Source organism: Brachybacterium alimentarium, assembly GCF_002332425.1.
GTDB lineage: Bacteria > Actinomycetota > Actinomycetes > Actinomycetales > Dermabacteraceae > Brachybacterium > Brachybacterium alimentarium.
The window spans coordinates 47117-72259 of the sequence record NZ_NRGS01000005.1 but is presented as its reverse complement, the minus strand read 5'-3'; the positions used below and the strand labels follow the sequence as shown (position 1 = coordinate 72259).

Annotated in this window: 22 protein-coding genes and 1 tRNA gene; 13 read left to right on the top strand and 10 right to left on the bottom strand. The window is 69.6% G+C overall.

Annotation, left to right across the window (positions count from 1 at the left end):
- Position 1: 1 nt before the first annotated feature.
- Positions 2-685 (bottom strand): PH domain-containing protein, encoded by a 684-nt coding sequence (locus CIK71_RS03590; RefSeq protein ID WP_096163815.1) that lies wholly within the window; start codon positions 683-685, stop codon positions 2-4.
- Between the two features lie 289 nt (positions 686-974).
- Here CIK71_RS03590 and CIK71_RS03585 point away from each other — a divergent pair, with 289 nt between their 5' ends.
- From CIK71_RS03585 to CIK71_RS17640, 7 genes are all read left to right on the top strand, one after another.
- Positions 975-1601 carry a hypothetical protein gene (locus CIK71_RS03585; protein WP_096163814.1) on the top strand — a complete coding sequence of 209 codons (627 nt, stop codon included), beginning with the start codon at positions 975-977 and terminating at the stop codon, positions 1599-1601.
- Between the two features lie 334 nt (positions 1602-1935).
- Entirely contained in the window at positions 1936-2559 is a 624-nt protein-coding gene (locus tag CIK71_RS03580) for a DUF47 domain-containing protein (RefSeq protein WP_176485527.1), read from the top strand.
- Entirely contained in the window at positions 2560-3576 is a 1017-nt protein-coding gene (locus CIK71_RS03575) for an inorganic phosphate transporter (protein WP_096163813.1), read from the top strand. It begins immediately after the preceding gene.
- Between the two features lie 107 nt (positions 3577-3683).
- Positions 3684-4568, top strand: a complete 885-nt coding sequence (locus CIK71_RS03570; RefSeq protein ID WP_096163812.1) for a hypothetical protein — start codon at positions 3684-3686, stop codon at positions 4566-4568.
- A gap of 64 nt (positions 4569-4632) precedes the next feature.
- A complete protein-coding gene (locus CIK71_RS03565) occupies positions 4633-5205 on the top strand; it encodes a DJ-1/PfpI family protein (protein ID WP_096163811.1) in 573 nt (190 codons plus the stop codon).
- A gap of 130 nt (positions 5206-5335) precedes the next feature.
- The gene (gene pgm / locus CIK71_RS03560; RefSeq protein ID WP_096164212.1) at positions 5336-6973 is read left to right on the top strand and encodes a phosphoglucomutase (alpha-D-glucose-1,6-bisphosphate-dependent); all 1638 of its coding nucleotides are present in this window, start codon (positions 5336-5338) and stop codon (positions 6971-6973) included.
- 654 nt (positions 6974-7627) lie between these two features.
- A complete protein-coding gene (locus CIK71_RS17640; RefSeq protein ID WP_176485526.1) occupies positions 7628-8857 on the top strand; it encodes a hypothetical protein in 1230 nt (409 codons plus the stop codon).
- A 150-nt stretch (positions 8858-9007) separates the two neighbouring features.
- On the opposite strand, the gene CIK71_RS03545 is transcribed toward CIK71_RS17640, so the two are convergent.
- Entirely contained in the window at positions 9008-9535 is a 528-nt protein-coding gene (locus tag CIK71_RS03545; RefSeq protein ID WP_096163808.1) for an arsenate reductase/protein-tyrosine-phosphatase family protein, read from the bottom strand.
- 171 nt (positions 9536-9706) lie between these two features.
- Here CIK71_RS03545 and CIK71_RS03540 point away from each other — a divergent pair, with 171 nt between their 5' ends.
- The 4 genes from CIK71_RS03540 to CIK71_RS03525 are packed head-to-tail and all read left to right on the top strand — an operon-like array spanning position 9707 to position 13131.
- Positions 9707-10192, top strand: coding sequence for a GNAT family N-acetyltransferase (locus tag CIK71_RS03540; RefSeq protein WP_096163807.1), 486 nt, complete (start codon positions 9707-9709; stop codon positions 10190-10192).
- 6 nt (positions 10193-10198) lie between these two features.
- Positions 10199-11314 carry an App1 family protein gene (locus CIK71_RS03535; protein ID WP_176485525.1) on the top strand — a complete coding sequence of 372 codons (1116 nt, stop codon included), beginning with the start codon at positions 10199-10201 and terminating at the stop codon, positions 11312-11314.
- Entirely contained in the window at positions 11311-12066 is a 756-nt protein-coding gene (locus tag CIK71_RS03530) for a GNAT family N-acetyltransferase (protein WP_176485524.1), read from the top strand. Before CIK71_RS03535 ends, CIK71_RS03530 begins: the two co-directional genes overlap by 4 nt.
- 48 nt (positions 12067-12114) lie before the next feature.
- Positions 12115-13131: an aldo/keto reductase gene (locus CIK71_RS03525; protein ID WP_096163806.1), complete on the top strand. Its 1017-nt coding sequence runs from the start codon at positions 12115-12117 to the stop codon at positions 13129-13131.
- A gap of 93 nt (positions 13132-13224) precedes the next feature.
- On the opposite strand, the gene ppc is transcribed toward CIK71_RS03525, so the two are convergent.
- The 5 genes from ppc to CIK71_RS03500 all read right to left on the bottom strand — a co-directional run bounded on the left by ppc (position 13225) and on the right by CIK71_RS03500 (position 19462).
- Positions 13225-16053 carry a phosphoenolpyruvate carboxylase gene (gene ppc, locus CIK71_RS03520; protein WP_096163805.1) on the bottom strand — a complete coding sequence of 943 codons (2829 nt, stop codon included), beginning with the start codon at positions 16051-16053 and terminating at the stop codon, positions 13225-13227.
- A 195-nt stretch (positions 16054-16248) separates the two neighbouring features.
- Entirely contained in the window at positions 16249-17046 is a 798-nt protein-coding gene (gene ehuA, locus CIK71_RS03515; RefSeq protein ID WP_275542203.1) for an ectoine/hydroxyectoine ABC transporter ATP-binding protein EhuA, read from the bottom strand.
- Complete coding sequence (gene ehuD / locus CIK71_RS03510) at positions 17039-17689, bottom strand: ectoine/hydroxyectoine ABC transporter permease subunit EhuD (protein WP_096163804.1); 651 nt, start codon at positions 17687-17689, stop codon at positions 17039-17041. Before ehuD ends, ehuA begins: the two co-directional genes overlap by 8 nt.
- Positions 17686-18462: an ectoine/hydroxyectoine ABC transporter permease subunit EhuC gene (ehuC, locus tag CIK71_RS03505; protein WP_096163803.1), complete on the bottom strand. Its 777-nt coding sequence runs from the start codon at positions 18460-18462 to the stop codon at positions 17686-17688. Before ehuC ends, ehuD begins: the two co-directional genes overlap by 4 nt.
- 85 nt (positions 18463-18547) lie before the next feature.
- Positions 18548-19462 (bottom strand): transporter substrate-binding domain-containing protein, encoded by a 915-nt coding sequence (locus CIK71_RS03500; protein ID WP_096163802.1) that lies wholly within the window; start codon positions 19460-19462, stop codon positions 18548-18550.
- Between the two features lie 326 nt (positions 19463-19788).
- Here CIK71_RS03500 and CIK71_RS03495 point away from each other — a divergent pair, with 326 nt between their 5' ends.
- The gene (locus CIK71_RS03495; protein WP_096163801.1) at positions 19789-20580 is read left to right on the top strand and encodes a GntR family transcriptional regulator; all 792 of its coding nucleotides are present in this window, start codon (positions 19789-19791) and stop codon (positions 20578-20580) included.
- 175 nt (positions 20581-20755) lie between these two features.
- Here CIK71_RS03495 and CIK71_RS03490 read toward each other — a convergent pair.
- The 3 genes from CIK71_RS03490 to CIK71_RS03480 all read right to left on the bottom strand — a co-directional run bounded on the left by CIK71_RS03490 (position 20756) and on the right by CIK71_RS03480 (position 23359).
- Positions 20756-20844, bottom strand: a tRNA-Ser gene (locus CIK71_RS03490).
- 128 nt (positions 20845-20972) lie between these two features.
- Positions 20973-21449, bottom strand: a complete 477-nt coding sequence (locus tag CIK71_RS03485; protein ID WP_096163800.1) for a peroxiredoxin — start codon at positions 21447-21449, stop codon at positions 20973-20975.
- A gap of 104 nt (positions 21450-21553) precedes the next feature.
- On the bottom strand, positions 21554-23359 hold the full coding sequence (locus CIK71_RS03480) for a potassium channel family protein (protein ID WP_241964025.1): 1806 nt from the start codon (positions 23357-23359) through the stop codon (positions 21554-21556).
- A gap of 339 nt (positions 23360-23698) precedes the next feature.
- Here CIK71_RS03480 and gntP point away from each other — a divergent pair, with 339 nt between their 5' ends.
- Complete coding sequence (gene gntP / locus CIK71_RS03475) at positions 23699-25084, top strand: gluconate permease GntP (RefSeq protein ID WP_096163799.1); 1386 nt, start codon at positions 23699-23701, stop codon at positions 25082-25084.
- Positions 25085-25143: the final 59 nt, after the last annotated feature.

Here is a 25143-nt window from a genome sequence, read left to right as displayed (position 1 = left end):
CTCAGGGGCGGGGCCGCTGCTGTCGGCGCAGCTCTCGTCGCAGCGTACGGAGGTCGTGCCCGGAGCGTCGGCCGTACGTCCAGACAGGGCGGTCGAAGACCGGCATGACGACCTGGGTGCCATCCGTCAGCCGCAGCGTCGCCGTCAGCCAGTGCACCGGATGGACCACCTGGGTCCGCACCGCACTGATCTCGTGCCATGCCACGTCGCGGCTGCTCAGGGCGCCGACCACGCGCAGGCCGTGCTCGGAGATCTCCACGCGGGCACGCGCCGTCGCCAGCGCCACGATCGCGAAGCGCACGCTGAGCAGGAGTGTCAGAGCGGTGGTGACCCCCAGGGGGAGCATCACCAGGAGCAGCCCCATGCCCGGGGCGCGCCCCGCGTCGACCGTGAGGGCGAGCAGCACGAGCGCGACAGCCATCACGAGCGCGCCGGCACCACCGGCCGCCGCGACCAGGGTCCGCATCAGGGTGTCCCGCAGCGCGTCGGCCGGGAGCAGGACACGAGGCCGGCGCAGGCTCTCCACCGGGCGCACGGCGGCATGACCCGCCGGCGATGGCGCTGCGGGCGGTCCCAGGTTCTCGATCATCCGCTCGACCGTCGCGCTGCTGCGCCGGAAATCGGGCAGGACAGGCAGGACAGGATGTCCCTCCGGTCCCGGGCCGAGATCCCGCGGAATCGTCATGTTCGCAGGCTAATGACGCTCTCCCCGCCCGGCGATGGGCCGAACTCCCCATCGCGCAGTGGCCCCGGTCGCGCAGGTCTCCATCGCGCAGGTCTCCATCGCGCAGTGGCCCTCGGTCGCGGGGCCCGCGCCGCCTGAAGGGGATTCCCATGGTCGGGTGAGAAGTTCCTGGCCAGACGACAAGGTCATGGCCGGGCGAGAAGCCGTGGCCCCGGCGGGTGATGAGCCGTTGCACAGCTTCGCCCTCGTACGATGCGCGCCCTCGGCCGTGGTGCGTACAGTGCGGAACATGGCCTCCTCCGGTTCTTCCAGCCCTCGATTCCGTCGCCCGGCACCCCTGTTCGACTCGGTCGCCGAGGCCATCCCCGGAGAGCCGGACCCCTCCACCTCGACGGACCTGGCCCACGATTCGGCGCAGGCCCTGCTGCACGGGGTGTTCCACAGCTCCGACCCCGAGGTCGTCGAGCGTGTGCTGCGCCTGGCCGCCCAGGACGGTCTGTCCGATCTGGCCGCGCTGTGGTCCAGCTCCCCGGCGAGCACCCTGCCCGGCGCCCTGTGGCGCCTCTACGTGCTGCACACCTGGGTGCAGCACAGCGGGGACGACGTGGTGCGTCGTTACCGTGCCGGGTCCCGGACGGTGCCGGGACTGCGCTACCTCTCGGGCTTCTCCGAGCCGCCGGACGTGATGCACGTCCAGCGCACCATGGACGACATCCTGCGCGGAGCGTTCGTCGGCGACCTCGGCCTCGCCCTCACGCGTGCCGGCGCGGTCGCGACCATCCTGGCCCACGGCACCGCTCAGCTGGCGGATTCCGATCGCGACCCCGACCGCACCCTGCAGGCGGAACGGCTGCTCAGCACGGGCGAGGAGCTCGCCATGGCCGGTCGGCACGCGGAGGCCGGTCGCCTGGATTGAGCGGCCTCCGCCGGCGGTGCGTCCCGGTGAGGCTCGCGCCCCTGTGCGGCCGCCCGCCGCTGCCCGCCCGCCGCACGGCTCGCGCCACCCGCAGACGTGGCACACGCCATTCCTCCCCGGGGCCCGGCTGGATGCATGCCGCCGCCGTGTCCTACGATGTACGGGCGTCGGGCCGCGGTTGCCCCGGGCTCCAACATCTGCCGCTTCGAGCGGCCTTCGCGCCGACAGGCGCATCCCGGTCCGACGCACCAACTTCAGGAGCATGTCGCCCCTCCTCACCCGAGGGTGCGGACTGCGGGGACAGCGCCACCGGGGCGCGAGGAGGCGGCCACAGGTGGTGCAGCTCTTCGCTCGTCGGAGCGAACGCTCGATGAACGATCTGTTCGGCGAGCTCGCCGAACTTCTCGTCCAAGGCGCAGACACCCACTCCCGCCTGCTCGGCCATGGCTATCGCGAGCGCACTCGCATGGCTCCCGCGCTGCACGATCAGTCCACCCGCGCCGAGGAGCTGTGCCATCGCATCGCCCAGCGGCTCGCGCAGTCGCTCATCACGCCGTACGAGGCGGAGATGCTCTACGACCTGGCGCTGACCATCGCGGACACCGTGGACTCCATGGAGCACACGGCCGAGCTGCTGGTGCTCTCCCGCGTAGGGGCCGTGCCCGAGCCGCTGCTCGAAGCCGCTCAGGGCATCGAGCGCGCCGCGGAGCTCACGGTGGTCGCCACCTGGACGCTGACCCGCGTGCGGGACATGGGCGACTACTACCCCCAGATGCGCAAGCTGCGCCGCCAGGGCGACCGGCTGGTCCGCCAAGCGCTCGGCGAGCTCTACTCCCGCGGCGGCGCCACCTCCGAGCTGCTGCCCCTGCACGACATCGCCGAGTCGATCCGCCGCACCGTCGAGCTGCAGGAGCGCACCGCCCGTCTCGCCGATCTGCTGCGGGTCAAGGACGCCTGAGTGACCCCGGCCCTGCTCGTCCTGGTGGTCGTGCTCGCGCTGGTCATGGCGTTCTACAACGGTTTCCACGACGCCTCCAACGCCGTCTCCACGGCCATCACCACCCGTTCGCTGCGTGAATCCACGGCGCTCGTGATGGCCTCCCTGCTCAACCTGCTGGGCGCGCTGCTGTGCATGATGCTGCTGTCGGTGACGGCGAGCTGGGCGGTCGAGCTGCTGGGCCTTGGTCGGCTCACCGAGTCCACGGCCGGCGCCCCGGACGTGCTCGGTGCGGGCCTGGTCGCGATCCTGCTCGCAACCCTGACCTGGGAGGTTCTGACCTGGGCGTTCGGCATGCCGTCGTCCACCTGGCACGCCTTCTACGGAGGCGCCGTGGGAGCCTCGCTCGCGATCGGCGCGGCCGCTGCCTGGGATCGCCTGGTCACGATGCTGGTGGTCTCGGTGGTGGGGCCGCTGCTCGCTGCGGGCCTGTCCTATCTGCTGATGCGAGGGCTGCTCGCCCTGGCCCGCGACGAACGGGTGCGGGTGGGCCACCTGCGCTTCGCCCAGACGGTCTCCGCCGGGGCGGTCGCCACCGGTCACGGGCTCAGCGATGCGCGCCTGCCGCTCGCGGTGATCGTGGTGGCGCTGTCCGTCTCCGGGACCTCCGGCGGGGCATCGCTGGCGATGATGAGCGCGGTCGCGGTCGCCCTCGCGGCCGGCACCCTGCTGGGCGGGCGCCGCATCATCCGCACCATCGGCCGCCGTCTCACCGACCTCAACGTCGCCCAGGGCCTGGCCGCGGAGTCCTCGGCGGTGATCGCCATGTCGGTGGCGATCTTCGGCCACGACTCCCCCGTCTCCTCCTCCCACGGGCTCGCCGCGAGCGTCGTGGGCGCCGGCGTCGCCCGCGGGCCGCGACACGTGCACTGGAACGTGGCACGCACGATGGTGCTGGTCTGGGTCGCGACGCCGATCGTCACGGCGGTGCTGGGCGCCGCGGTCGCCGGGGTCCTACTGGAGCTCCGCCTGGGCTGATAGTCCGAGCCGAACGTTCCTGCCTGATCGCCGCCTGATCGCCGCCGCCCGGGGATCTCGGAGACTCGACGGCTATCCTGTGCGCGCCCCACCCCGAAGGAGTACTGATGGCCGACGGCGAGTCCACCACGCCCGCCCCGCGCAGACGACCGACGTACGGACGCCCCGCACCGACGACCCCCGGTCCGACCGACGGGGCCCCTGGTGCGGCCGACGGCTCCTACGGTGCCGGTGGCGGCGCCTACGGTGCGGCCGACGGAGCCTACGGTCCGGCCCACGGCTCGGCCGGCGGTCCCTACGGCGCTGCCGGCAGTCCCTACGGTGCGGCCGACGGAGCATCCGGGAACAGCGCACCCCAGTGGGGATCCTCCTTCGGATCCGCGGCACCGGGCTCGGACCGGTCCCCGTCCGCAGACGGCTCTGTGCTGGCCTCGGGCCCACTACCCGCGCAGCCGCCGAACTCGGCCCCGCCGCGCAAGCGCCGCGGGCTGCTGCCGCTGCTGATCGGTCTCGCACTGCTGGTGCTCATCGCGCCGATCACTGCCATCGGCGGGCTCGTGTGGGGCTTCAGCTCGCTGGGAGGCGATGCGTCGGACGGCCCCACCGTGATCGAGGGCTCCACCGGCGAGCTCGAGATGAGCGCGAACCAGATGCTTATCCTCTACGTCCCCGCGGAGGACGCCGACGCGACGACCTGCACCGCGGAGGGCACCTCGGCGAACGCGGTCACCACGGTGCCCACCTCGGGCGAGGTGACCTTCGGCGACGGCGTGGCGTACTCCCAGACCATGGGCGTCGCCGCTCTCGAGGACACCACCGTGACGATCACGTGCGAGGGCACGGACGCGCCTGCCTACCTCGGCCCGTACAACCTGCTCTCGGTCGCCGCGCCGATGCTCATCGGTCCGATCATCGGCATCGTCGCCGGGCTCATCGGCCTGGTCCTCACGATCGTCGGCATCATCCTGCTGGCTCGAAGCCGCCAGGCCTGACCCAGCTCGTGCCGGAAGTCCCGGACGGCAGGCGCGACTCCCCGCACGGCCCTACTCTGGGGAGATGCGCATAGAGATCGTCATCTTCGACGGGTTCGATCTGCTGGATGCCTTCGGGCCCCTCGAGCCGTTGATAGCTTCCGGGTGCGAGGTCGAGCTCGTCCACCTCGACGGGCCTCGACTGATCCGGTCTCAGCAGGGCGTGCGCGTCGAAGCGACGGCTCGGCTTGGCGCAGGCGATCTGACGGACGGTCTCCTCGTCCCCGGCGGTGGATGGCTCACCAGGGCTCCGGAGGGGGCGTGGGCCGAGGTGCGATCCGGTCGCCTTCCGGAGGCGGTCGCTGACCTCGGCTCCCGGATCCCCTGGGTCTCCTCCGTGTGTTCCGGCGGCATGGTGCTCGCCTCGGCCGGACTCCTCGAGGGGCGGAGGGCGACGACCAACCGCGCGTGCTTCGAGGAGTTCCGCCCGCTCGTGGGAGAAGTCGTCGACGCCCGTGTCGTCGACGACGGCGATCGCCTCACGGCCGGCGCGCTCTCGTCAGGCCTCGACCTCGGACTGCACCTCGTCTCTCGCTTCGTGGGGCGCGACGTCGCCCGGGACGTGTCGCGGCGGCTGGAGTATCCGCCCCCGCAGTGAGATGGCCCGGCCAGTCCACCTCTCGGGGAGCAGTCCCGTGCGTCTCAGGGATCGACCCCGTCCTCCGTGGCGGGCGGCCCCCTGACCTAGAGTGGCGCCATCAACCCCACCCGAGGACGGAGTGATGAACATGCACCCCCGTGCAGGCCAACTGGCCCTTCCGGAGGACCTCGTCGATGTCGACGCTCTCCTCGATGCGTACTACGACCTCCACCCTGATGCGTCCGATCCCGATCAGGCGGTCTCCTTCGGCACCTCCGGCCACCGCGGCTCCTCGCTGGACACCAAGTTCAACGAGGATCACATCGCGGCGACCACACAGGCGATCGTCGAGTACCGCGCCTCCCAGGGCATCCGCGGGCCGCTGTTCATCGGCCGCGACACCCACGCCCTGTCCCGCCCCGCCTTCGACACCGCGCTCGAGGTGCTCGCCGGCAACGACGTCTCGGCGCAGGTCGACTCGATGGACGGCTACACGCCCACCCCGGCCGTCTCCCACGCGATCCTGGTCCACAACCGCGGCCGGTCGGCGGACGATCCCGGCCGAGCAGACGGCATCGTCGTCACCCCCAGCCACAACCCGCCGCGTGACGGCGGCTTCAAATACAACCCGCCGCACGGCGGCCCCGCCGATTCCGATGCCACCACGTGGATCGCGGATCGCGCGAACCAGCTGCTCGCGGCCGGACTGAACGGCGTGCGCCGCCACGGACGCCAGAAAGCGCTGCAGGACGCCGGCCGCTACGACTACCTCCACACCTATGTGCAGGACCTGACGAGCGTCGTGGACCTCGAGGCGATCCGTCGGGCGGGCGTGCGCATCGGCGCCGATCCCCTGGGCGGCGCGGCCGTGGACTACTGGGCCGAGATCGGCGAGATGCACGACCTGGACCTCACCGTCGTCAATCCCGAGGTCGACCCGCAGTGGTCGTTCATGACCCTGGATCGCGACGGCAAGATCCGCATGGACTGCTCCAGCCCGTGGGCGATGGCCTCGCTGCTGGAGAAGCGCCACGAGTTCGACATCGCCACCGGCAACGATGCGGATTCCGACCGCCACGGCATCGTCACCCCCGATGGCGGGCTGATGAACCCCAACCATTACCTGGCCACGGCGATCCAGTACCTGTTCGCCCACCGACCGAACTGGCCGGCCGGGGCGAAGGTCGGCAAGACCGTGGTCTCCTCGAGCCTCATCGACCGGGTCGTCGGCTCCCTGGGCCGCGAGCTGTACGAAGTCCCCGTGGGCTTCAAGTGGTTCGTGCCGGGCCTGATCGACTCCTCCGTCGGCTTCGGCGGCGAGGAGAGCGCAGGGGCCTCGTTCCTGCGTCAGGACGGCTCGGTGTGGACGACGGACAAGGACGGCATCATCCTCGCGCTGCTGGCCTCGGAGATGCTCGCGGTGACGGGCCGCTCCCCCAGCGCCCTGCACGAGGAGCTGGTGGAGGAGTTCGGATCGAGCGCCTACGCCCGCATCGACGCCCCCGCCGATCGCGAGCAGAAGGCGAAGCTCAAGGCGCTCAGCCCCGATCAGGTCATCGCGACGGAGCTCGCCGGCGAGCCGATCGTCTCGGCGATCACCGAGGCGCCTTCCGGCGGCGCGATCGGCGGCCTGAAGGTCTCGACCGAGTCGGCCTGGTTCGCCGCCCGCCCGTCCGGCACGGAGGACGTCTACAAGATCTATGCGGAGTCCTTCCGCGGCGAGGACCACCTCGACGAGGTCCAGACGGCAGCGAAGGCTCTCGTGGACGACGCCCTGGCGGAGTGATCTCTCGGCGGGGAGCAGCGCGCTGCTCCCCGCCTCTGGCTCTTCTTCCGCCCCGGCGCACCGGTCACGGATCGCCGTCCCTGGATGGCTGCGGCGCACCACTGACGGTCCCCGTCAGCCCGACTCTTCTCGGGCCTGCTCCTCCGGATCGGCGCTCCGCTCCTCCGGATCAGCAGACTCCACCCGCACCCCGCATTGTGACGTGCGTCATCTTGCAACCCTTTGGGGGTCACAGGGCAAAGCGTCCCGACCGACACGCCGAGGTCGGCCTGCCCCAATGCGCAACGCGCGACACCGCCACGCCGCTGCCAACACGCCCTTCTAGTTACCTGCCCGTCACCAGTCGATTCACTCATCCTCCACATCGCTCGAGCGGCGATCGCGCACGCTGGCGCGTAGGAGGGAATGCCCCAAAGACGCAGGTGGATGGTCAAGAGTTCACCAAGTCACGGTCAATATTGCGCATGTCACGCCATGGTGGCGCCGTCCACACCCCCTTGCGTCGGGCCCCGCAGAGGCCGGAGCATGGAAGGTGGAAGTAAAGGGTCGGTAGGGTAATATGCTCGGCCGGACCCATCGGAGATGACGCCGACTACAGCTTGCGAGCTCGCGACAAGGAGAGGGGGGACCGCGCCTATGCGCCTACGTTCACGCATGTTCGCCTGCTCCGCAGCCCTCACCATCGCGCTCCCCACAGCCGCTCTGCCCGCACTCGCAGAGACTGCCGATTCCGACGCTTCGGACGCCAGCACCACCGCCGAGACCGATCCGGTCGAGCCCGTCGCTCCCGAATTGCCTCCTGCAGATAAATCGCCGGTAGCCCCAGCTGTGCCGGAGCCTGAAGACCCTGTCGCACAGGAGGAAGGCGCACCTGAAGAAGGTGAGGAGTCGTCCCCTCAGCAAACCGAGGATCAGCACACCGAGACCACGCCGGAGACTCCCACTGAGCCGGCGACAGGAACAGGGACGTCCACGACGACTAGCGGCACCTCGACAGAGACCGAGACCGAGACCGAGACCGGGAGCGTTTCGCCCTGCGACAACGCAGGAGAGAACGGCGAGAAAAGCAAGGATGGTCAGGTTGTGCCGTCTGTACTTCGACGGGCATCTCAGAACACCGACTGCGCTGGTGAAGACTGTGATACCGACGACGCCTGCGACGGCGACGGCGACGGCGACGGCGGCGACGACGGCGACGACGGCGACGACGGCGGCGAGGGCGAGGGCGAAGAGGACGACGGCGAACAGGGCGACGACGAAGGCGAAGGCGAGGGTGAAGACGACGATCCGGTAGAGACCCCGTCGGGCGACCAGACCCCGACGGAGTCCACGGACGACTCCCAACCCTCGACTCCGACGGATGGTCCGACGACCCCGACCAAGGTGCCGACCACTACCAAGGCACCCTCCGAAGTCGCACCGTCGGCTGAGAAGGAACCTGACGCTCAACGCACCGCAGCGCAGCAGCGTCAGGCCCCCGAGACGACCGAGCAGAAGACCGAAGCCGCCGCCCCGGCGACGACGGACAACGACCCGACGGATCCCCCGCGCGAGCCGGAAGCCGCCGAGCCCAGCGAGTCCGCCGAGACGACGGAGTCGACCGAGGCGCCCGCAGCTGCCCCCGAGACGACGACGTCGGAGCCCGCGCCGACCGCGGAGCCCGAGCCCGCCGTCCCGGTCGCCACGCAGCAGGAGGGCGGCCCGATCGTCCAGCTGCTCAATGCGGTCTCGTCGCCGGATTCCAACTCGGCCTTCGGCCGAGTGAAGCAGGTCCTCGTGGTCGCACTCGGGATCGGCTTCCTCACCACCGCCGGGTTCGCGGGTGCCACCTGGTACAGCCGCCACGCCACCGGACAGGGATCGTCGAAGACCCCCGGCAAGTGACCTGACCGCACCTCCGCGTGCGCACGGCGCGTATCCCCGCGCGAGCCCCTACCGGGCCCCGCATGGGTCTCATGCGTGGCCTCATGCGTTATGCGTGGGCCTCATGCGTACTGAACGGTCGGCGGGTCAGCGCCCGCCAGCAGCATCGCGTCAGCGACCGCGACGCTGGTCGAGCGATTCCTGCACGTGCGCGAGGATCGCCGGCAGGCTCCGCTGCATCTGCACGATCGTCCGGTCGAAGGCTCCCTGACCCTCGTACCAGGGGTCGTCCACGGCGATCTCCGTCTCCAGCGCGCTCGCCGCGATCTCGGGGTCGAAGCGTCGCCACAGCGCGATCTCCGGCCCGCTGTCGCCGTCGGGCGCCTGCTCGGCCATCCGCCGCAGCCGCTGGACGTGCTCGGCCGTCATCCCCAGCACGAGGTCCCACGCCAGCAGCTCAGTGAGGTGGATCGTGCGCGCGGTGTGCTCGAAGGGCCGCTCATATCCGGCGCGCACGAGGGCCAGCTCGGTGCGGTCGTCCATCGGCATCCCCTCGGCCTCCCAGCTGGTGCCGGCGGAGCCCACCTCCACGTCGCCGGAGAGGCCCGCATCGATCATCTCCTGACGCAGCATCACCGCCGCTGCGGGTGAACGGCAGACATTGCCGGTGCAGACGGTGAGTACGCGGAGGGAGGACATGGGGCCCATTGTGTCAACGATGGGCATGTGGTGAGCGCCGAATCGCCATGCGCCCTACAATGCTGTGGAAAGCGTGTCCGGTGCCAGAACCCGGCCACGCACATTCGCCAGGGCGTGTTCGCTACGGCCTCAGCGCCGGTGGCCACGCAACGACGGCTCAGGAGGACAGCAATGGCCGAAATCATCCGCGCCCACGACGACGACTGGTCGCTCGTGCGCGAGATCCGTCTCCGGTCTCTCAGCACCGACCCTTCGGCCTTCGGGCAGAGCTGGGAGACGGAGTCCACGTACGAGGACAAGGTCTGGAAGAAGCGCGTCCGAGAGGCCGCATGGTTCCTCGCGGTCGATGACGGTCAGCCGGTCGCGGTCGTCGCGGTGCGCCACGAGGGCGACTCCCCCGCCAACGAGCGCGAGCTCCAGGCGATGTGGGTCCTGCCCTCGGCGCGCAAGAGCGGCATCGCGGTGAAGCTCGCCGAGGCGGTTTTCGACTGGGCTCGCGAGGACGGGGCGGACACCGTCACGCTCTACGTCGGCCCCAAGAACGAGGTCGCGAGCTCGCTGTACGAGTCCCTCGGGTTCGCGGACACCGGGGACCGCTGGGAGGTCGTCGAGGACGATCCCGACGGTGCCTGGCTGAAGATGGCCCGAGGCCTCTGAGAGTCGGTGTTCTCCACCCGTCGAGCCGCCTCCGGTTCCCGCCCGGTCCTCTCCGTAACGACCACGGAGCAGGACGGGCCGGACCGGGGGCGTCTGCATTGGGCGGCCCGCTTCGAGGACGTCAAGAACGCGACCGTCGGCAGCGCGCTGCGCAGGCTGCACTGGGATCTGCGCCTGCAGCCCTTCCACGGCTACGGCTCCTCCACCCGAGTGCGCGTGCTCGCCAAAGTCCTCTACGCCGCACCGGGCAGCCCTGCCGACTTCCATGACAAGCCGGTCCACGACATGCGCACGATGGCCGTGCGCGGCTGGCGGAACTTCACCAGCCAGGTAGCGCCCTTCCGCACGGTGCGCATCCTGCTGGGCGGTCGTGAATACAGCGTGCGCGCCGATCGTTCCGGGATCGTCGATGTCGAGCTCGACGTCGACCTCGAGCCCGGCGAGCACGAGGCCGTGCTGTGGACCGTCGCCGGCAACGAGGTGACCGCCGAGATCAGCGTCTTCCCGCCGGAGGCGACCGTCGGCCTGGTCAGCGATATCGACGACACCGTCATGGTGACCCTGCTGCCGCGCCCCCTGCTCGCCTTCTGGAACGCCTTCGTCATGCACCAGTCCTCGCGCCAGGTGGTCCCGGGAATGCCGATGCTCTACCAGCGCCTCGCCCGCGAGCACCCCGGGCTTCCGGTGCTGTACCTGTCCACGGGCGCCTGGAACGTGTTTCCCGTGCTCAAGCGGTTCCTCTACAAGAACGGCTATCCCGACGGGGCGCTGCTGCTGACCGACTGGGGCCCCACGAACACGGGCTTCTTCCGCTCCGGCCGCGAGCACAAGGCACGGGCCCTGCGCCGGCTCGCGGAGCTGTTCCCGCAGCGGCGCTGGCTCCTCGTCGGGGACGACGGCCAGCACGATCCGTCGATCTATGCCGAGTTCGCCGCCGAGCATCCCGAGCTCGTCGAGGCGATCGCCATCCGGCAGCTCACCGAATCCGAGCAGCTGCTCGCTCATGGCACCCTGCGCCCGCTCCCGAGCCGACGCCGCGGTGCCGACGCCCCGCTGACCGTCACGGCCCCCGACGGGCACGGTCTGCTCGCCGCCCTCCAACGCTCCGAGGTGATCTCATGACCACGCACATCTCCGACGCAGCCGCCTCCGCCGGCTCGACCGCCGCCTCGTCCACCACCCCTGCCGCAGCGAGCGCGATCACGGTGCGCCCGGCCCGAGAGGCCGACGTCGACGTGATCGTGGACCTGGTCCAGGTCGCCTATCGCGGCGAGGGCGGCTGGACCACCGAGGCGCACCTGGTCAGCGGCTCCCGCACCCATGCTGCGGAGGTGCGCGAGATGCTCGCGGACCCCGCGGTCACCCTGCTCGCCGCCGAGATCGACACGGTCGACGGGCTCGACGGGCTCGACACGCTCGCGGATGCCTCCGGCCCGGACAGCGTCGAAGCCGCGGACGACGCGCCCACCACGAGCCCCGGGCACGCAGAGCACGCCGAGCAGCCCGGGCACGCCGCAGACAGCCCCGCACCGAGCGGGCCCCGAGTGGTCGGCTGCTGCTACACCCGGCAGGAACCGGCCGACGACGACGGCATGACGCGTGCCGAGCTCGGTCTGTTCGCCGTGCATCCGGGCCTCCAGTCCCGCGGGCTCGGCGGCCGTCTCCTGGAGGCCCAGGCGGAGCATCTGCGTGAGGCCGGGATCGAGATCCTGATGATCCGGGTGCTGCAGTCGCGGCCGGAGCTGCACGCCTGGTACGAGCGGCACGGCTTCGTCCGCACGGGTGCCAGCGTGCCCTTCGCCGGGAACCCTGACTGGCTCCAGGTGGAGGGTCTCGGGATGGATGTCATGGAGCGCCCGCTGCAGGCGGGCTGACCTGCATCTCCGTTGTCTGCGGAGGGCGCAGGCCCGTAGAATGTGCCGATGAGCACCGACGCCTTCGTCCCCGCCGCCGACCGTTACGCCTCGACGCCCTATCGGCGAGTAGGGCGATCCGGCCTGCGCCTGCCCCCGATCTCGCTGGGCCTCTGGCAGAACTTCGGGGACGATCGCGATCCCCAGACCATGCGCGCGATCGTCCGACGGGCCTTCGATCTGGGCGTGACCCACTTCGACCTGGCCAACAACTACGGCCCGCCCCCGGGCAGCGCGGAGACCCACCTGGGTCGCATCCTCGAGCAGGACTTCCGCCACCACCGCGACGAGCTCGTGATCTCGTCGAAGGCCGGGTACCTCATGTGGCCCGGCCCCTACGGCGACGGCGGCTCGCGCAAGTACCTGCTGAACTCCCTGGACCAGTCGTTGGATCGGCTCGGCCTGGACCATGTCGACATCTTCTACCACCACCGCGAGGACCCCGAGACCCCGCTCGAGGAGACCATGGGGGCGCTGGACCACGCGGTGCGCAGCGGGAAGGCGCTCTATGCCGGCATCTCGAACTACTCCCCGCAGAAGACCCGCGAGGCCGCCGCGATCCTCGCCGACCTCGGCACTCCCCTGCTCATCCATCAGCCCTCGTACTCGATGTTCAACCGCCACATCGAGAACGGCCTGCTCGAAACCGCGACCGACCTGGGCATCGGACTCGCGGTCTTCTCCCCGCTGCAGCAGGGCCTGCTGACGAACAAATACATGTCCGGGGTGCCGCAGGGCTCCCGCGCGAGCGGCACCGGCGGCTCCCTCACCTCGCGCCAGGTCCATGACCACACCTACCAGGCTCGGAGGCACGGCCTGAATGGCATCGCCCACGAGCGCGGCCAGAGCCTCGCCCAGCTCGCTCTGGCCTGGGCGCTCCGTCACCCCACCGTGGCGACCACCCTGGTCGGCGCGTCCTCCGTGCGTCAGCTCGAGCAGAACATCGAGACGATCGAGCACCTCGACTTCGCCGCGGAGGAGCTCGCCCGGCTCGACGAGTTCGCGGTCGACGGCACCGCCCGCTGAGCCGACGGGTTCGCGCCCGGACGACACCCCGCACGAGGAAGGCCCCCGACGATCACCAGGATCGTCGGGGGCCTCCCACGTTGAACGCTGAGGTCACCCGGTGTTCTTCAGACCCGCTGCCACACCATTGATGGTGGTCAGCAGGGCCCGCTGCAGCTCGGGCGAGAGCTCCTCGCCCCGTGCCGTGGCGGCCCGGGCACGCTGGAGCATCGCGACCTGCATGTAGGAGATCGGATCCAGGTAGCGATCGCGCACCGCAAGCGTGCGCTTGAGGATCGGCTGGTTGTCCAGCAGACCCAGCACGCCGGTCAGACGCTCGATCTCGGCGACCGAGAGCTCGTACTCCGCCTTGATGCGATCGAACAGCGGCCACAGCCGCTCCGGCACCAGCGAGTGCACGTAGTGCGCGGCGATCGCCATGTCCGTCTTGGCGAGCGTCATCTCGACGTTGCTGATCACAGTGCGGAAGAAGTGCCAGTTGCGCAGCATGTCGTGCAGATCGGGTTCCAGGCCCGCCTCACGTGCGGCCTTCAGGCCCGACCCGGCACCGAACCAGCCCGGCACGATCTGCCGCGACTGGGTCCACCCGAACACCCACGGGATCGCCCGCAGACCGTCCAGGCCCTTCTCCGAGGTCGCGCGCTTGGAGGGACGCGAGCCGATGTTCAGATCGCCGAGCTGCTCCACCGGGGTGGAGGTCACGAAGTACTCGGGCAGGTCCGGATCGTCGGCCAGCGTGCGGTACCGCTGGTAGGAGGCGTCGGAGACCGTCTGCATGACGTCCCCGAAGTGCTCCAGCTGCTCGGGCGTGGAACGCGGCGAGGTGTGCAGCGCGGAGCCCTCGAGCACAGCGGCCAGCGACAGGTCCAGGTTCTCCCGGGCGAGCGTCGGCAGCATGTACTTGTCCGAGATGACCTCGCCCTGCTCGGTGAACTTGATCTCGCCCTCGAGCACGCCGTACGGCTGGGCCAGGATCGCGTCGTAGGTCGGGCCGCCGCCACGGCCGACGGAGCCGCCGCGGCCGTGGAACAGACGCAGCGTGACCCCGTGACGGGCGGCGACGTCGCGCAGACGGCGCTGGGCCTGGTGGATCTCCCACTGGCTGGTGATGACGCCGGAGTCCTTGTTGCCGTCCGAGTAGCCGAGCATGACCTCCTGGAGATCGCCGCGCAGGCGCACGATCTCGCGGTAGGAGGGATCGCTCAGCAGCTCGTCGAGGATCTCGCCGGCGTGACGCAGCTCGGCGACCTCCTCGAGCAGCGGCGCGAAGCTGATGTCCGAACGGTTCTGCTCGCCACCGGGAAGGGTCACCAGGCCGGCTTCTCGGGCCAGCAGAGCGACGGCGAGGATGTCGTCGGCGCCATGGGTCATCGAGACGATGTAGGTCTCGATGCAGGACTGGCCGTACTGCCGGTGGGCGTCGCGGATCTCGCCGAACACCTTGTAGGTGGTGCGGGTGGCGTCGTCGAGGATGGTCTTGTCCTCGCTGAGCGCGGTGCCCACCAGGGGGCGCCGGCTCGCGAGCTCGGCGGCGAGCACCTTGGTGCGCTCGTCGCGGCTGAGCTCCGCGTACGGACGATCCAGCTCGCCGACGCGGTCGAACAGGCGGGCCAGCACCTCGTGGTGCTTCTCCGAGTGCTCGCGCACGTCGAGGATCGCGAGGTTCAGGCCGGAGGCGGCCAGCACCTGCTGCGCGATCGCGATCTCGCCGTCCGCGGCGCGCTTGCCGCCGTGGCGGGACAGCGCCGCACGCAGCACCGAGAAGTCGTCCTGGAGCTCCGCGTTGTCGAGGTAGTCCTTGCCCGGGACGTGCGCCTCGCCGGTGCGGATCCGCTCCCGGGTGGCCCGGAGCTTGGCGCGCATGGTGCCGAGCTTGAGCCGGTAGGGCTCCTCGGCGTACATGCTCTGCTGGACCTCGTCGACCTCGGAGGCGAACTCGAGATCGGCCTCGAGGCTCGCCTGCAGCTCCTCGTCCTCGCCGGTCAGGGCGCTCGAGATCGACAGGTCCGAGATCAGCTCGGTGATGATGTCGATCGCGAGGTCCACCGCGGTCTCGGCCTGCAGCTGGAGCACCTCGCGGGTGACCTCGGCGGTCACGAACGGGTTGCCGTCGCGGTCGCCGCCGATCCAGGAGCCGAAGCGCAGGGGCACCTGGCGTTCCTGCAGGTCGGCGCCGTGGGCACGCAGCTCCTCGCGCAGATCCCCGAGGAAGCCGGGCATCGTCTGGCGGTAGAGCTGGCGCAGGTAGTAGAGCACGTTGCGCGACTCGTCCTGCGGGGTGGGCCGCTGGCGGCGCAGCTCGTCGGTCTGCCACAGCGACTCGATGAGCTCGGAGAGGCGATGGTCCTGCAGGCGCCTCTCCGAGGTGCCCTCGACCGTGTCCTTCTCGAGCAGATCGGAGAGCTTGCGCAGTTTGGTGAGGACCGCCCGGCGCGAGGCCTCCGTGGGGTGCGCGGTGAAGATCAAGCGCACGTCCAGGGAGTCCATGGCCTCCTGCAGCCCGTCGGAGCCGACGGACTCGTGGACCGCCGCGACGGTGCGCGGGACCCACGATTCGGCCGTGGGGCGCTCGCGCAGGGCACGCACGCGGTAGACCTGCTCGGCGGCATTGGCCAGCAGGAAGTACTGCGCGAACGCGCGGGTGAGGGCAGTGGCCTGCTCGAGCGGCAGCTCGGCCAGACGCTCCTGGACGTCCTGGGCCTCGGCCTCGGAGTGGGCCGACTTGGCGTCCTTGGTCAGCTTGCGGACCTGCTCGACGAGTTCGAGCATCTCGGGACCGTGCTGATCGGCGAGAGTGCGACCGAGCAGGGTCGAGAGTCGACGGACCGTCGCGCGCAACGGGGCATCGATATGGGGATCATCGCCGACGACGGGGAACTCGCTCGTCAAGGTCGGTACGGCAATGGCATCGGAATCTGGCACGGGGCCTCCTGGGTCGGCGGCGCAGCTCAGCGGCCGCCGACAGCTGGGGCGACCGCTTCGGCGCGGAACGAACGGGCACAGACTATCGCGCTGGACGAGCAGAACTCGTCACGGCCCGATCTGCGGACGGGACGGCCGGAGGATCCGCGGCGGCGAGGCGTAGGGCGGGACGCCGCGGATCCCTCGGTGGACGGCTCAGAGCACCGCGCGCAGGAAGTCCTGCGTGCGCTGGCTCTCCGGCGAGCTGAAGATCTTCTCCGGCGCTCCCTCCTCGACGATCCGTCCCTCGTCGAACATCATCACTCGATCCGAGACGTCCCGGGCGAACTGCATCTCGTGAGTCACGATCAGCATGGAGATGTCGGTCTCCTCGGCGATGTCCTTCAGCACGGTGAGCACCTCCCCCACCAGCTCGGGATCCAGCGCCGAGGTGACCTCGTCCAGCAGCAGGACCTCGGGGTCCATGGCGAGCGCACGCGCGATCGCCACGCGCTGCTGCTGGCCGCCGGAGAGCTGCGAGGGGTTGAAGTCCCGCTTGTCCGCCATGCCGACCTTCTCCAGCAGAGCCTCTGCCTTGGGGATCGCCTCGGCCTTGGACAGGCCCATCACGTGGAGGGGCGCTTCGATGATGTTCTCCAGCACCGACATGTTCGGGAACAGGTTGAAGTGCTGGAACACCATCCCGATCTGGGTGGTCGTACGACGGCGGACCTTGTCGGGGACCCTCTGGCGCTTGCCGCCCCTGTCCTCGTACTGCAGCGGATCGCCGCCGACGAAGACGTACCCGCCGGTGAGCTCCTCGAGCGTCATCACCAGGCGCAGGATCGTCGTCTTGCCGGAGCCGGAGGGCCCGATCAGGGTGACGCGCTCCCCCTTGGCGACGGTGAAGTTGAGGTCGTTGAGCACGGTGTTGTCACCGAACTTCTTGACTACGTCGCGGAATTCGATATGCGGAATTCCGGGCTGTCCAGCATTGTCAGCGTTGTCAGGCAAGTTTCTTCTCCAGTCGTCGGATCAGGAGGGACGTCGGGTAGCTCGCGACCAAGAAGATCAGGCCGGCCAGGGTGATCGACTCGGTGTAGCGGAACGTATCCCCTCCGTAGGTCTGGGCGACCCGGACCATCTCCGGGATGTAGATGACCACGAAGAACGGCGTCTCCTTGAACATGGAGATCGCGTAGTTGCCCAGGGCCGGCAGGGTGTTGCGGATCGCCTGCGGGATGACCACGGCCCGCCAGGTGCGCGCAACGGGCAGCGACAGCGCGGTGGCCGCCTCCCACTGCCCCTTGGCGACCGAGTCGATGCCGGCGCGGTACACCTCGGCCATATAGGTCGTGTAGTGGATGCCGAGCACCCAGATGCCGATCGCGAGCGTCGATTCGATGTAGGGCGACAGCACCAGGTTCGCGAACACCAGCTGCACCACGAGCGGGGTCATCCGGATGAACTCCACGACCCAGGTCACCGGGTTGCGGATGATGGTCGGCGCGATCCGTCGGATGATCGCGACGACCAGGCCCAGCACGACGGCGATGAGCGTGCCCAGCACGGTCGCCAGCAGAGTGATCTTGAATCCCTGCAGAAGCAGCGGGAAGACGGTCGCGGCGTGGTTCCAGTCCCACCATGACGGGTTCATACGAGAGCACCTCCCTTGACGACGCTGCCCGGGGCACGGAACAGCATCCCCCAGGACTTCGACAGGGCCGGTCCGCGACCGATCTTGTGCTTCGCCCTCACCTCGAGGGCATTCATGATGATCACGATCACCCAGGCGAGGAGGTAGTAGGCCAGCAGGGCGAACAGGAAGGCGAACCAGGTGCCGGTCTGATCACGGACCTGCTCCACCCGGAAGTAGAGGTCGTACAGCAGCACGGTGCTCACGATCGCGCTGCCCTTGAGCAGCTGGATCCAGAGGTTGGACAACGACGGGAGCATCAGGGCCCACGCCTGCGGGATGATCACGCGGAACATGCCGCGCATCGGGCTCAGGCTGAGCGCGCTGATCGCCTCGTACTGGCCGCGGGGCACCGAACCGATCGAGCCGCGCACCACTTCGGCGCCGTAGGCGCCGTAGTTCAGCCCGAGCGCCAGGACGGCGACGACCAGCGGGGCGAGCCGCCAGCCGAACGGATAGGGCAGCTGGGGAAGCACGAACGCCAGCCAGAAGAGCTGGACGACGAGCGAGGTGCCGCGGAAGAACTCCACGAAGATGCGCGCCGCGATGCGCACGGCGGCGTACTTCGCGACCTGCGCGATGCCGAACACGATGGCGATGACCAGGGCCAGCAGCCCGCCCAGGGCGGTCGCCAGAACGGTGGCCTGGATGCCGTCGAGGATCTGCGGCATCCGGGCCACGAGGATCTCAAGATTCGGTCCGAGCTTCTCGAAGAAACCGATCACACCATCCATCGGTGGATCACCTCCTGGTCATGCGCCGCTCCGGCGCGTCCCGAGAAGGAACGCGCCGGAGCGGGATCGACATGAGGATCGGGCATCACTGCAGGGAGGAGAGATCGCCGTCGCAGAGGATCTCCGCGGTCATCTCCTTCGGCGGGAGCTCCTCCTCCGTGAACCCGAAGTCGCCCACGATCGAGAGGTAGCGCTCCGGATCGCTGATGATCTCCGCGAGCTTCTCGTTGTAGGCATCGAGCAGGGAGGTGTCCGCCTTGCGGAACACGGTGCCGCCGGCGCCGACCTGCTTGACCCCGTCGATCTCGGCCACGAAGCTGTCGGTCACCTCGAGGTCGTTGTTCGAGTTGTCGGCCAGCCAGTTCAGCGAGATCGCGGTGAGTGCGAAGGCATCGGCGTTGCCGCTGTTGATCGCGTCCACGCCGTCCTGCGGGCCGCCGACCTCGATGCTGTCGAGGTCGAGGTCCTTCGCGTAGGTGCTCTCGATGGCGCCGCTCATGGTGGCGACCTTGAGGCCGGAGTCGACGAAGGACTGCATGTCCTTCAGACCCTCGGGGTTGCCCTTGGGCACCATGAGCGCGGTCGTGTACTGGAACTCCGGCTCGCTGAAGGCGGCCTCGGCGCAGCGCTCCGGAAGGATCGACATGCCGGCGCTGACCGCGTCGAACTGCTGGGAGTTCAGGCCCGGGATCAGCGAGTTCCAGTCGGTGAGCTTGCCCTCGACCTCGTCGATGCCCAGCTCGCCGAAGATCTCACGGTGCATGGCCACGGTCGCACCGGTCAGCTCGCCGTTGTCATCGAAGCTGTACGGGGCCTCACCGGCGAAGCCGACGGTGATCTTCCCGGCGTCCTGGAGCTTGCTGAGCAGGTCGCCCCCGCCGCCGTCGCTGGTGTCGCCCCCGCCCGTGCTGGTCTGGCTGCAGGCGGCGAGGCCTCCACCCAGCGCTGCGGCGGACAGGACGAGTCCGCTTCCTCGGAAGAACGATCGACGGTTGTACATATTGGGACTCCCTCTCGCTGGGCGACGGACCGTCGGACGGTGGCGCATGCTCGACGGCGTGCGCGGTGTCCGACAATCTGATGTCTGGATATCGGATTCCGGACAAGCGTATAGGCGTCGCCGATCCTCTGTGCACAGGACCACCATTCGTAACGGGGTCGTGACCCCGAGGTGAACGCCGACCACGGCCCGCACGCCTCTCGCCGCGCCGACGGGAGTGAGGCGAGCGACTGGCGAGGCCCGGAGGGAGGCGTTCGGGCCTCCGCCCGTTCTACGATGACGCCACGCGAGGACCGTGCGGTCCGCGCCGGAACAGGAGGACGGCGATGACCTTTCGCCAAGAACGCGTGCAGCTGCCGATGATGCAGCCGCTGCGACGGCCCTCGATCATCGATCAGGCCGAGCTCGAGCTGCGCAACGCGATCTACTACGGCGACCTGCGCCCGGGTGATCCCGTGCCCGAGGTGCAGGTGTCCCGCCAGATGGGCATCTCCCGCTCCTCGCTGCGCGAAGCCTGCCAGCGTCTGGTCCGCGACGGTCTGCTCACGCAGGTGCCCGGCCGCGGCCTGTTCGTCACCCACATGGATGCCGAGACCATGTCGGACTTCATCGACTACCGCCTCGGGATCGAGATGCAGGCGGCGACCATCGTCGCGGACCGGATCACGGCCCTGCGCAGAGCCGGGGACGACGCCGGGGCCGACCGACTGGTCGCGCCTCTGCGCGTCTGCATCGAGCGCTCCCGGGCGGCGCTGGCCGCCGAGGAGGTCATCGAGGCGGGCAATGCCGATCTCGATCTGCACCAGCAGCTCGCGGAGATCGCTCAGAACCGGTTCCTGGGCGCGGCGATGAACACGATCGTCATCCTCACCCGGATGGGCAGCTTCTCCGACCCGCTCGGCTTCGGTGTGCGCGCCGATCTCACGAGCATGCACGAGTCGCTCCTGGACGCGCTCTCCCAGGGAGACGGCTCCCGGGCGCGCGCGCTGCTGCGGGAATCCCTGCAGGAGCTCGCGAGCAGGCTGCGCAGCGGTGTCCAGGCCGACGTGGTGCGCGACCCCGACCTGCTCGAGAGCTCCGGCCCGGAGTGGACGACCCTCGCGGAGACCCCCGAGTGAGCACGACCGCCGACTGCGTCGGCTGAGAGCCGGGTCCAGCCCGGGTCGCCCTGAACCAGGCGCGTCCACCCAGAACCGGCCGGCACGGCACGGCACGGCACGGCACGGCACGGCACGGCACGAGAACGGCCCCTGAACTGCGATCTGATCGCAGGTCAGGGGCCATTCTCCTCGGCGGAGACGAGAGGATTTGAACCTCCGAGGCGATTTTGGTCGCCTACTCCCTTAGCAGGGGAGCGCATTCGGCCGCTCTGCCACGTCTCCTGGCGCCCCGCACTGAGCAGGGCACGCCGGAACAGCATACGGGAGCACGGCGGGTGCTCCAAAGCGGAAGCGAGCAGATCACGTCACATTGACGGATCGAGAGCTCCCGGACCGTCCCGTCGGCCGTCTCAGAGGCCCAGCTTCTCCTGCAGCAGCGCGATGTGCTTCGGGGTTCCCACGCGGTACTTCACGAAGGTCAGGATGCCCTCGGCGTCGATCGCGAAGGTCGAGCGGATCGTGCCCTGGACCTTCTTGCCGTACATGTTCTTCTCGCCCCAGGCGCCGTAGGCCTCCATCACCTGATGGGACTCGTCGCCGGCGAGCGTGTAGGGCAGCTCCTGCTTCTCCACGAAGCGATCCAGCTCGGCGATCGGATCCGGGGAGATGCCCACCACTCGGTAGCCCGCGTCGAGGAACATCTGGTGGTTGTCGCGCAGGTCGCAGGCCTGCTTGGTGCACAGCGAAGTGTTCGCGGCCGGGTAGAACCAGAGCAGCGCCGGTGCGCCGCGCAGCTCGGACAGGCTGACTCGCCCTCCCCCGGCGGTGGGCAGATCGAAGTCGGGGGCCTGGTCGCCGAGGGCGAGCTTCACGGGTGCGGCGGTCATGTCTCTCCTGAGGATGCGTCGGATGAGGGCGGGGCGGGCTGCGCCGGACGGACTGCGGGCAGCAGGATGTGCGCTGCGGACTGCGCGCACGATCCGGGTCGAGGCTATCGGGCGGCTCCTGCGCGATCGCCGGAGCGGAAGCGCCGATGCTTCAGATAGGTCTGGCGGAACAGCCGCTCGGCGTGGCGGTCGCCGAGCAGCAGCAGCTTCCCGGGCGCCGACGGGATCGACTCGGTGTCGTAGCTGAGGGTGCCGTCCTCGTCCCCCACGGCGACGATGTGGCAGCCCGTGCGGCGGTGCACCTCGGCATCGCGCACGGACCGTCGCACCAGGGAGGAGGGCCGCGGCACGAGGAACAGCTCGTTGCCCTCGGCGACCAGCACCCGGTGGCTGAGTCCGGCATGGTTCCACAGGTCGGTCGCACCGATCGTCGCGTAGGACAGGACCCCGTCCGCTCCCGCCCGGTAGAGGGTCGCGACGTTGCGCTCGTAGGTGGCGCGGGAGACGACCTGCAGCTCGGGCCGCAGTCGTCGGCAGAACAGGGTGAGGTAGACGTTCAGGTCGTCATCGCGCGGGGTGACGAGCACGGCGGACGCGCTCTCCAGGCCTGCCCGGCGCAGGATGCGCTGATCGGCGGCGTCGCCGTCGATGACGCGGTAGCTCGCGGTGCCCTCGAGGGCGGAGTAGGAGTTCTCCACCCGCCCGGGCAGCTGCTCGACGATCGTGTTCGGCAGTCCTTGCGCGGTGAGCTCGCGCGAGGCGGAGCGTCCCACCCGGCCGCCGCCGAGGATGATCACCGGGTCCTCGGACTGCTCATGGACCTGGAACTGCTCGTCGTAGGCGGCGAGCTCCGGTGCCTCGCCGGCAAGGATCAGCACGGTGGAGTCGGTGATGGTCGACTCGGGCTTCATCGGGCGCAGCCTGCCCTTGCGCAGCAGCGCCAGGATCCGCACGCAGCAGCGCAGCTCGCCGATCGCCTGCTCCAGGGTGAGCCCCACGAGCGCGGTGCCGCGTGCGGCGGCCTCGGCGATGATCGTCTCGCCGAAGCTGCCGATGCGATGCACGCGGCCGGTCGTGCCCAGAACGCGCCCGGCCATCTCCCGACCCAGCACGGCGCCCAGCTCGAGCACGTGGTCGGAACCGGCCAGGGAGAGCACGTCGGTGGAGACCGGCTTGCTCGCGGTGACGGCGACGGGGACGTCCCCGGAGACCTGGCGGACGGTGAAGGCGACGTTGGTGTTGGCCGTGTCCGAGAGCGTCGAGGCCACCAGGCGGGCCCGGTCGGCACCGGCGTTGCGGTAGGTCTGTGCGGAGTCCAAGGGGCCGACGACGACCTGTCGACCCTGGTCATGCAGCAGCCCCGCTTCGACCGGGTCCTCCACCACGAGCACTGCGGGCACCCGCGAGCGCTCGGCGCGAGCGGCGAAGGCCTGGGTGACGGCGTCCGACCCCACGAGCAGGACGTGATCGCGCAGCAGGGCGGGAACCTTGCGCGGCGTGCGGGCCATGCGGCGGCGGTCCAGCCACGGGGTGACGACGTACTGGATGACGAAGAAGGGCAGCAGCACCAGCATGTAGACGACGCCGCTGAGCAGCACGATGATCGAGAGCAGACGGCCCAGATCTGACTCGAACGTGACATCGCCGTAACCGAGCGTGGACATCGTGGTGATGGTCCAGTAGACGGCGCTGATCCAGGAGAAGTCATGACCCTCGAGGCGCATGACCCCGAGGAACGCCGCGGCGTAGACGACCACCATCAGAGCACCGACCGCCACGATCAGCAGCCCGGCGCGCGACCGACGACGGGGGCCCGGGGCCCGTTCAGCGCGGCGGCGCACAGCCTCCGACAGCTCCATGGCGATCCTCTCGACCAGATCCGGCACCGACGCGAACCGTCGATGCACCACGCGGAAGCGTAGGCCCGCTCCCCGGCAGGAGGCCACCGTCGCGAGCCCGGTGCGGCCCAGAGCACCATGCTCCGCAGCTCACACCGGTGAGGACTCTCTCCCCGGCAAGCTCTGGCAACGCCCATCGGTGCAGATCATAGCCATTTTCAGGGCGTTCGTCCGACCGGACGGCGAGAACCTTCGTGCACGAACCACAGTAAGTTCCCCAGAGGAATTTACCCGGGATCGTCGGCAGTGTGACGCGGCCCGCTGCTGACCCGTCGGCCCCCGCTTCCGGCCCGTCACACCCCATCTCCCCGTCACCCCCGCTGCCGACCCGTCGACCCCTCGGAGGACCCCATGGCCCTGCTCCACGTCCTGTGGATCGCCCTCGGCATCGCGCTGATGCTGTGGCTGAACATGAAGTACAAGCTCAATGCGATGCTCGCGCTGCTCCTGGCGGCACTGTTCACCGGTGTCGCAGAGATGGTCTCGGTCTCCGCGGGCTGGCTGCCCGGGGACGCGATCACGCTCGGCTCGCTGCTGGAGACGATGACCACGGGCTTCGGCAGCACGCTGGGGTCCCTCGCGATCCTCGTCGTCTTCGGCGCAGTGATCGGCAAGCTCATGGTCGATTCCGGGGCCGCCACCCAGATCGCCCAGACGCTGATCGCCACGCTCGGCGTGCGGTGGGTGAAGGTCTCCCTGGTGGTGTGCGGACTGGTCTTCGGGTTGGCGATGTTCTACGAAGTCGCTTTCATCGTGCTCGCACCGCTGATCATCGCGGTCGCCCATGAGGCGAAGCTGCCCTTCATGAAGCTCGCGATCCCGGCGGTCGCGGCCACCACGACCGCGCACTCGCTGTTCGTGCCGCAGCCCGGCCCGGTGGCCCTGGTCGATGCCTACGGCGCGGACAACGGCATGGTCTACATCTACGGGATCCCCGTCGCGATCGTGACGATCGCCGTGACCGGTTGGGTCCTCCCCCGCTTCCTGGGCACTCTCGACTTCGCCATCCCCGAGATCATGCAGGCCGACGAGGCGGTCGCCCCGGAGGACCGCCCGAGCTTCGCCGTCTCGCTCCTCACCCCGCTGATCCCCGTCGCGATCATGGTGGGCGCGACGGTCGCGAACATCTGGCTGGTCGAGGACACCCTGGCGTACGACATCGTGAACTTCGTCGGATCCTCCGAGGTGGCGATCACGATCGCGATGATCGCTGCCTTCGTCCTGTTCGGCACCGCGCAGAAGCGGGACTTCAGCTGGGTGATGGAACGGTTCGAGGAGGCCGTGAGGGCCATCGCCATGGTCGTGCTGATCATCGGTGCCGGCGGCGCTCTGAAGGAGGTCATCATCGACACCGGCATCGGCGACTTCATCGGCACGCTGATGACCGGGGTGGATGCCAACCCCTACGTCATGGCCTGGTTGATCACGGTGCTGCTGCGACTGGCCACCGGTCAGGGCGTGGTCTCCGCGATGACCGCCGCAGGCATCATCGGCGCTGCGGTCATCGACCCGTCCACCGGCGCGATGACCGGCGGGATCGACCCGGCGCTCCTGGTGCTCGCCACGGCGGCCGGCTCCAACACCTTCACCCACGTCAACGACGCAGCGTTCTGGCTGTTCAAGGGGTACTTCGGGCTCTCCGTCAAGGACACTCTGAAGACCTGGGGCCTGTTCCAGCTGTGCAACTCGCTGGTGGGGCTGGGCATGGTGCTGCTGCTGTCGGTGTTCGTGGGCTGAGGACCGCGACCGTCGAGCGGCCGTGCACGGCCGGCGCCCGCGCTGCGGGCTCCCGACGC